This window comes from Pseudomonas fluorescens group sp. PF-69 (assembly GCF_054481235.1).
In genome coordinates, this window is record NZ_JBTMNC010000001.1 from 1481198 (window position 1) to 1487500 (window position 6303).

The following is a 6303-nucleotide window of genomic DNA, read 5'->3' on the forward strand; positions in this document are numbered from 1 at the left end:
CATCATGAGACGTCTCGACATATTGCTCGTAGGACACAGCCAGGCCCTGACCGACCTGGCGCTGGAACTCGAACAACACGGTCATGTACTGACGCGGGTAAAGGCCGGCGATGCGCTGATGCCAAAGCCCGTGGACTTGTTGATCGACGATGCCACATTGACGATTCAGCGCTTCGAGGATGTGCCGCGACTGACGCTGCAACTGGGCATCGGTTTACCGGGCGCTTCCGGGCTGCCGTCGCTGGACTTGCTGTGCCTGCACGACTGCGCGCTGGTCAGCCGTGTCCCGATAGCCGATGAACCCTCGGGCAATGGCCAGTCCTTGCGTCTGCGCGCAGTAGCGGAACTGGTGGACCATGCGGCCCTGCTGGTCAGCCGCTTCTCCAGGGACGCCGACTATTTTTTGCTCGCCGGCCCCACCCCTTCGGCGCCCTTCGAGCGCGTGGAAAGTCTGCTGTTTCTCGAGAGCCTGGCATTTGTGCATCGGCTCAATGCCACCGATGAACCGCGCCTGCTGCAATTGGCACAGACGCCAATGATCGAGCGGCTGGAGCAGCGATTGACTCGGTCTGCCGATCGCCCTGCGCTGAACATTGCCGGCACATCAATCGACTACGGCCAACTGCATAACCACAGCCGAGCCATCGCCCAGCGTTTGCAACCGCTGCTGGCCCGGCATCCAGGACCCATTGTGGTGGGTATCTGCCTGCCAAAATGCAGCGCGTTGTACGCGGGAATTCTGGCGATCCTCGGTTGCGGCGCTGTGTATCTGCCACTGGAGCCGAGCCATCCGTTACAGCGTCAGCAATACATCCTGTCGAACGCCGGCGCGGTCTTGCTGCTGCATGACGGGCAACATCCGCTCTCATCAGAAATGCCGGGGCTGGACATTTCCCTTATCGACGTCGATGACGCGGATCCCGATCAACCGCTGATGCACCAACGCCTCAATCTCGACGCACCGTGCATGGCGCTCTACACGTCGGGCACGACGGGTCACCCCAAAGGCGTGCTGCTCAGCCAGGCCAATCTCGCCCACTTCACGGCGTGGTACGCCGACTATGTGCAGCTGACCGAGCAAAGTCGGGTGCTGCAGTTTTCGTCGCTGAGTTTCGACTCTTCGTTAATCGATATTTTCCCGACCCTGCTGCAAGGTGCCGAGTTGATCGTGCCCAGCGAGGACCAGCGTCGCGACACACTGCAATTGGTTGAGTTGATCCGCCATCAACGTCTGAGCCACGCCTTTTTGCCGCCGGCCTTGCTGAGCATCCTGCCGCTGGAGCAACTGCAAGGCCTCGATCACGTGATGACCGGCGGCGATGTCTGCGAGCCCTGGGTCATCCAGCAACTGACCCGCCAAGGCACGCTCTACAACCTGTACGGCCCCACCGAAGCCACGGTGCTGATTACGGCGCGACGACTGCGGACCGGCGATAACAATCGGTCGCTGGGCGGTCCGATCGCCAACAGCCAGGTGCTGATTCTCGATGAAGACTTGCAGCCTGTTGGCGAGCAGACCGTTGGCGAGTTGTTCATTGTCGGACCGGGTGTTTGCCTGGGTTACCTGAATAATCCACAGCAGACCGCCGAACGTTATCTGAGCTTGAGCCTGCCCAATGGCCAAAGCCTGCGCGCCTACCGAACCGGCGACATGGCGAAGTGGACCCCTGAGGGGGTCGAGCTGTGCGGACGGCGTGATAATCAAGTGAAAATTCGCGGCTTTCGGGTCGAGCCGGAGGAAATCGAACGCTGCCTGCGCGACAGTCAGTTGTACCGGCAGGTGGCGGTGGTCATCGACGCCCAGCGACGGATTCTGGCCTTCCTCGCCCAGCCTCAGGAAGATCGAACCGGCGCCGCTCGCCAGGCACTGAAGGCCCATGCGGCGCAGCACTTGCCGGACTACATGCAACCCATCGCCTGGACCGAAATGGCGAGCATGCCGTACGCCAGCAACGGCAAAATCGATCGCAAGGCGCTGCTGGAACTGCCGATGACCGTCAGCGAAAACACCCCCCGACGCTTGCCTGTCAGTGCCGATGAAGCGCTGTTGCTGCAGATCTGGGCCGAGCTGTTGGAGTTGCCGAGCAGCGATATTTCCACCGACGAAAGCTTCTTCAATCTGGGCGGTCACTCGATCCTGCTGTCGCGCATGCTCCTGCGTTTACGCGAGGAGTTCGGTCGCAGCATTTCGATCAACCGCTTCATCGAGCTGCCCACCATCACCAAGCTGGCGACGCTGGTTCGCGGCTCCGGCAGCGAAGAGGTGTTGAGCCCGCAAGCCATGGCCGATGTCCTGCGTGAACTGGAGGTGCAGCCATTGCCCGCCAACCGCCTGGGTGACGTGCACAAAGTCATCGTCACCGGTGCCAACAGTTTTGTCGGCGTCCACATTGTCGAAGCGCTGCTGGCGTGGGGTGCCAGTGAAGTCGCATGCCTGGTGCGCGACAGCGATGGGCAACCGGCTCCAGAACGGTTTGCCCATGCGCTCCGGGAAAACCGTCTGGAGCACTTGGACCTGAGTCGGATTCGGGTATACGCAGCGGACATCACACGTCCCCAACTGGGGCTGGCCGCTGATGTATATGAGCGGCTCGATCGAGAGTTCGGTGCATTGGTGCACAACGCCGCCAACGTCAATCACGTGCTCGATTACGAGTCGTTGGCGCGGGATAACGTCGAACCGATTTTCGAGTGCCTGCGCCTGTGCGAAGGGCGCAGCAAAAAGATCTTCAACTTCGTCTCGACGCTTTCGGCCTCCAGCACCATCTCCGCCGAAGGTCGGGTGCTTGAGTTACCCGCGGCACATACCCCGCCGATCTACATCAAGAATGGCTACAACCTGTCCAAGTGGGTCGGCGAACGGATTCTTGAGCGCGCGCGGGAGCGCGGGGTATGGGTCAATCTCTATCGCCCCGGCAACATCAGTTTCAACAGCGCCACAGGCGTGTGCCAGCCGCACAAGAACCGTTTGATGCTGATGCTCAAGGGGTCGATCCAGCTCGGGCAGGTGCCGGCATTCGCGCTGAATTTCGACCTGATGCCGGTGGATTTCCTCGCCCGTTTTATCGCCTTTCATGCCAGCCGTTATCAGCCGCAAAGGCCAGTGTTCAACCTGCACAACCCCGAACCGCTGGATTGGGGCACCTACGTGGCCTCCTTTCGCGAAGCAGGTCGCGAATTTTCCCTGGTCAGTGTCACCGATTGGCAGCAGCAATTGGGTCGAGTCGACAGCGACAACGCGTTGTTCGGGGTGTTGGGCTTCTACCTCAACGGCTTTGAGGAAGACATCGGCGACATCTCCATGATCGGCCATGACAACGCCAAGGCTGGCGTTCGACAAATGGGCGCGTGTTACCCGGAAAAGTCCCCTGCGCTGCTGCGACGCGGTTGCGACTACCTCAAAGAAATCAATTTCATCTGATCCATCCCAACCAAGAACGGAGAAAAACCATGAGCACTCTGCAACCCGACACCCTGATCAAAAACCCGCAAGGCTGCCAGGTCGTGTCCTCGGTGGAAGTACCGGTCGATGCTGCAAAAGTCTGGGCCGTGGTCGGCAACTTCGCCGGCTTCGATCAATTCATCCCGGCGCTGTCGCACATCGAGATGACCGGCGAGGGCGTGTCGTCCCTACGCAAGAAGTTCTTCAGGGACGGCAACCTGGTGGTCGAGCAACTCAACTCCCGCGACGACCAGGCTCTGAGCATGACTTGGACCACGATTTACAACACCTTGGGCGTGGCCAATTTATGGGCGGCCATGAACGTGGAATCACTGGGAGCAGGTAAATCGCGGGCCACTTGGACGATCATTGCCGAACCTGCACAGGGGGGTGCTGATGCGCTACCGGGGTTCAAGGATTTCGTTCAGGGCTTTGCCGATGATGCGATGAATAATGTGTTGAAGGTGTTTGAATAAGGCTGGGCTTGCTTCTCTGCCGGCCGACCACTTCTGTTGCTGCTACAAAGCCAGCCTCTGAGCCCAGGGGCTGGCTTTTTTGTGGCTGATGATTTTTGGCTGGTCCAGAACGACAAAACCCCTACCTGCATACGCAGATAGGGGTTTCGGAATTTAATCTTGACGATGACCTACTCTCACATGGGGAAACCCCACACTACCATCGGCGATGCATCGTTTCACTGCTGAGTTCGGGATGGGATCAGGTGGTTCCAATGCTCTATGGTCGTCAAGAAATTCTGTGTGCCGGTCCGCCTGTTATGGCGTGCCAACGAATTCTTGATGCTTCTACTATTAAAGACAAAACCCCTACCTGCATACGCAGATAGGGGTTTCGGAATTTAATCTTGACGATGACCTACTCTCACATGGGGAAACCCCACACTACCATCGGCGATGCATCGTTTCACTGCTGAGTTCGGGATGGGATCAGGTGGTTCCAATGCTCTATGGTCGTCAAGAAATTCGGGTACCGAACCGTCTTTCGACGCTTCAGCAAATTGGGTATGCGATAGTTTGTGTGTTGTGCGAACTTTCGGTTCATTGCGTCTTCACACACCGCAATCTGGCTTTGCTCTTTATTTAGGAGCATGCAAATTGCTTGGGTGTTATATGGTCAAGCCTCACGGGCAATTAGTATTGGTTAGCTCAACGCCTCACAGCGCTTACACACCCAACCTATCAACGTCGTAGTCTTCGACGGCCCTTCAGGGAACTCAAGGTTCCAGTGAGATCTCATCTTGAGGCTAGTTTCCCGCTTAGATGCTTTCAGCGGTTATCTATTCCGAACATAGCTACCCGGCAATGCCACTGGCGTGACAACCGGAACACCAGAGGTTCGTCCACTCCGGTCCTCTCGTACTAGGAGCAGCCCCTCTCAAATCTCAAACGTCCACGGCAGATAGGGACCGAACTGTCTCACGACGTTCTAAACCCAGCTCGCGTACCACTTTAAATGGCGAACAGCCATACCCTTGGGACCGGCTTCAGCCCCAGGATGTGATGAGCCGACATCGAGGTGCCAAACACCGCCGTCGATATGAACTCTTGGGCGGTATCAGCCTGTTATCCCCGGAGTACCTTTTATCCGTTGAGCGATGGCCCTTCCATACAGAACCACCGGATCACTAAGACCTACTTTCGTACCTGCTCGACGTGTCTGTCTCGCAGTCAAGCGCGCTTTTGCCTTTATACTCTACGACCGATTTCCGACCGGTCTGAGCGCACCTTCGTACTCCTCCGTTACTCTTTAGGAGGAGACCGCCCCAGTCAAACTACCCACCATACACTGTCCTCGATCCGGATAACGGACCTGAGTTAGAACCTCAAAGTTGCCAGGGTGGTATTTCAAGGATGGCTCCACGCGAACTGGCGTCCACGCTTCAAAGCCTCCCACCTATCCTACACAAGCAAATTCAAAGTCCAGTGCAAAGCTATAGTAAAGGTTCACGGGGTCTTTCCGTCTAGCCGCGGATACACTGCATCTTCACAGCGATTTCAATTTCACTGAGTCTCGGGTGGAGACAGCGCCGCCATCGTTACGCCATTCGTGCAGGTCGGAACTTACCCGACAAGGAATTTCGCTACCTTAGGACCGTTATAGTTACGGCCGCCGTTTACCGGGGCTTCGATCAAGAGCTTCGCGTTAGCTAACCCCATCAATTAACCTTCCGGCACCGGGCAGGCGTCACACCCTATACGTCCACTTTCGTGTTTGCAGAGTGCTGTGTTTTTAATAAACAGTCGCAGCGGCCTGGTATCTTCGACCGGCGTGGGCTTACGCAGCAAGTGCTTCACCCTCACCGGCGCACCTTCTCCCGAAGTTACGGTGCCATTTTGCCTAGTTCCTTCACCCGAGTTCTCTCAAGCGCCTTGGTATTCTCTACCCAACCACCTGTGTCGGTTTGGGGTACGGTTCCTGGTTACCTGAAGCTTAGAAGCTTTTCTTGGAAGCATGGCATCAACCACTTCGTGTTCTAAAAGAACACTCGTCATCAGCTCTCGGCCTTAAGATCCCGGATTTACCTAAGATCTCAGCCTACCACCTTAAACTTGGACAACCAACGCCAAGCTGGCCTAGCCTTCTCCGTCCCTCCATCGCAATAACCAGAAGTACAGGAATATTAACCTGTTTTCCATCGACTACGCTTTTCAGCCTCGCCTTAGGGACCGACTAACCCTGCGTCGATTAACGTTGCGCAGGAAACCTTGGTCTTTCGGCGTGGGTGTTTTTCACACCCATTGTCGTTACTCATGTCAGCATTCGCACTTCTGATACCTCCAGCAAGCTTCTCAACTCACCTTCACAGGCTTACAGAACGCTCCTCTACCGCATCACCTAAGTGA

2 protein-coding genes and 3 rRNA genes (1 of these 5 running past the window's edge) are annotated in these 6303 nt (G+C 57.0%); 2 read left to right on the top strand and 3 right to left on the bottom strand.

Translation table 11 applies throughout. The features are described from left to right. The first annotated feature begins 4 nt into the window (after positions 1-4). Positions 5-3421, top strand: coding sequence for an amino acid adenylation domain-containing protein (locus ACX3YF_RS06690; RefSeq protein WP_458973577.1), 3417 nt, complete (start codon positions 5-7; stop codon positions 3419-3421). A gap of 29 nt (positions 3422-3450) precedes the next feature. After that, complete coding sequence (locus tag ACX3YF_RS06695) at positions 3451-3918, top strand: SRPBCC family protein (protein WP_130211267.1); 468 nt, start codon at positions 3451-3453, stop codon at positions 3916-3918. A 157-nt stretch (positions 3919-4075) separates the two neighbouring features. Here the strand turns inward: ACX3YF_RS06695 and rrf (ACX3YF_RS06700) are convergent. From rrf (ACX3YF_RS06700) to ACX3YF_RS06710, 3 genes are all read right to left on the bottom strand, one after another. Beyond that, positions 4076-4191, bottom strand: a 5S ribosomal RNA gene (gene rrf / locus ACX3YF_RS06700). Positions 4192-4302: 111 nt separating this feature from the next. Further along, a 5S ribosomal RNA gene (gene rrf, locus ACX3YF_RS06705) occupies positions 4303-4418 on the bottom strand. Between the two features lie 151 nt (positions 4419-4569). After that, a 23S ribosomal RNA gene (locus ACX3YF_RS06710) occupies positions 4570-6303 on the bottom strand; it runs 1158 nt beyond the window's last position.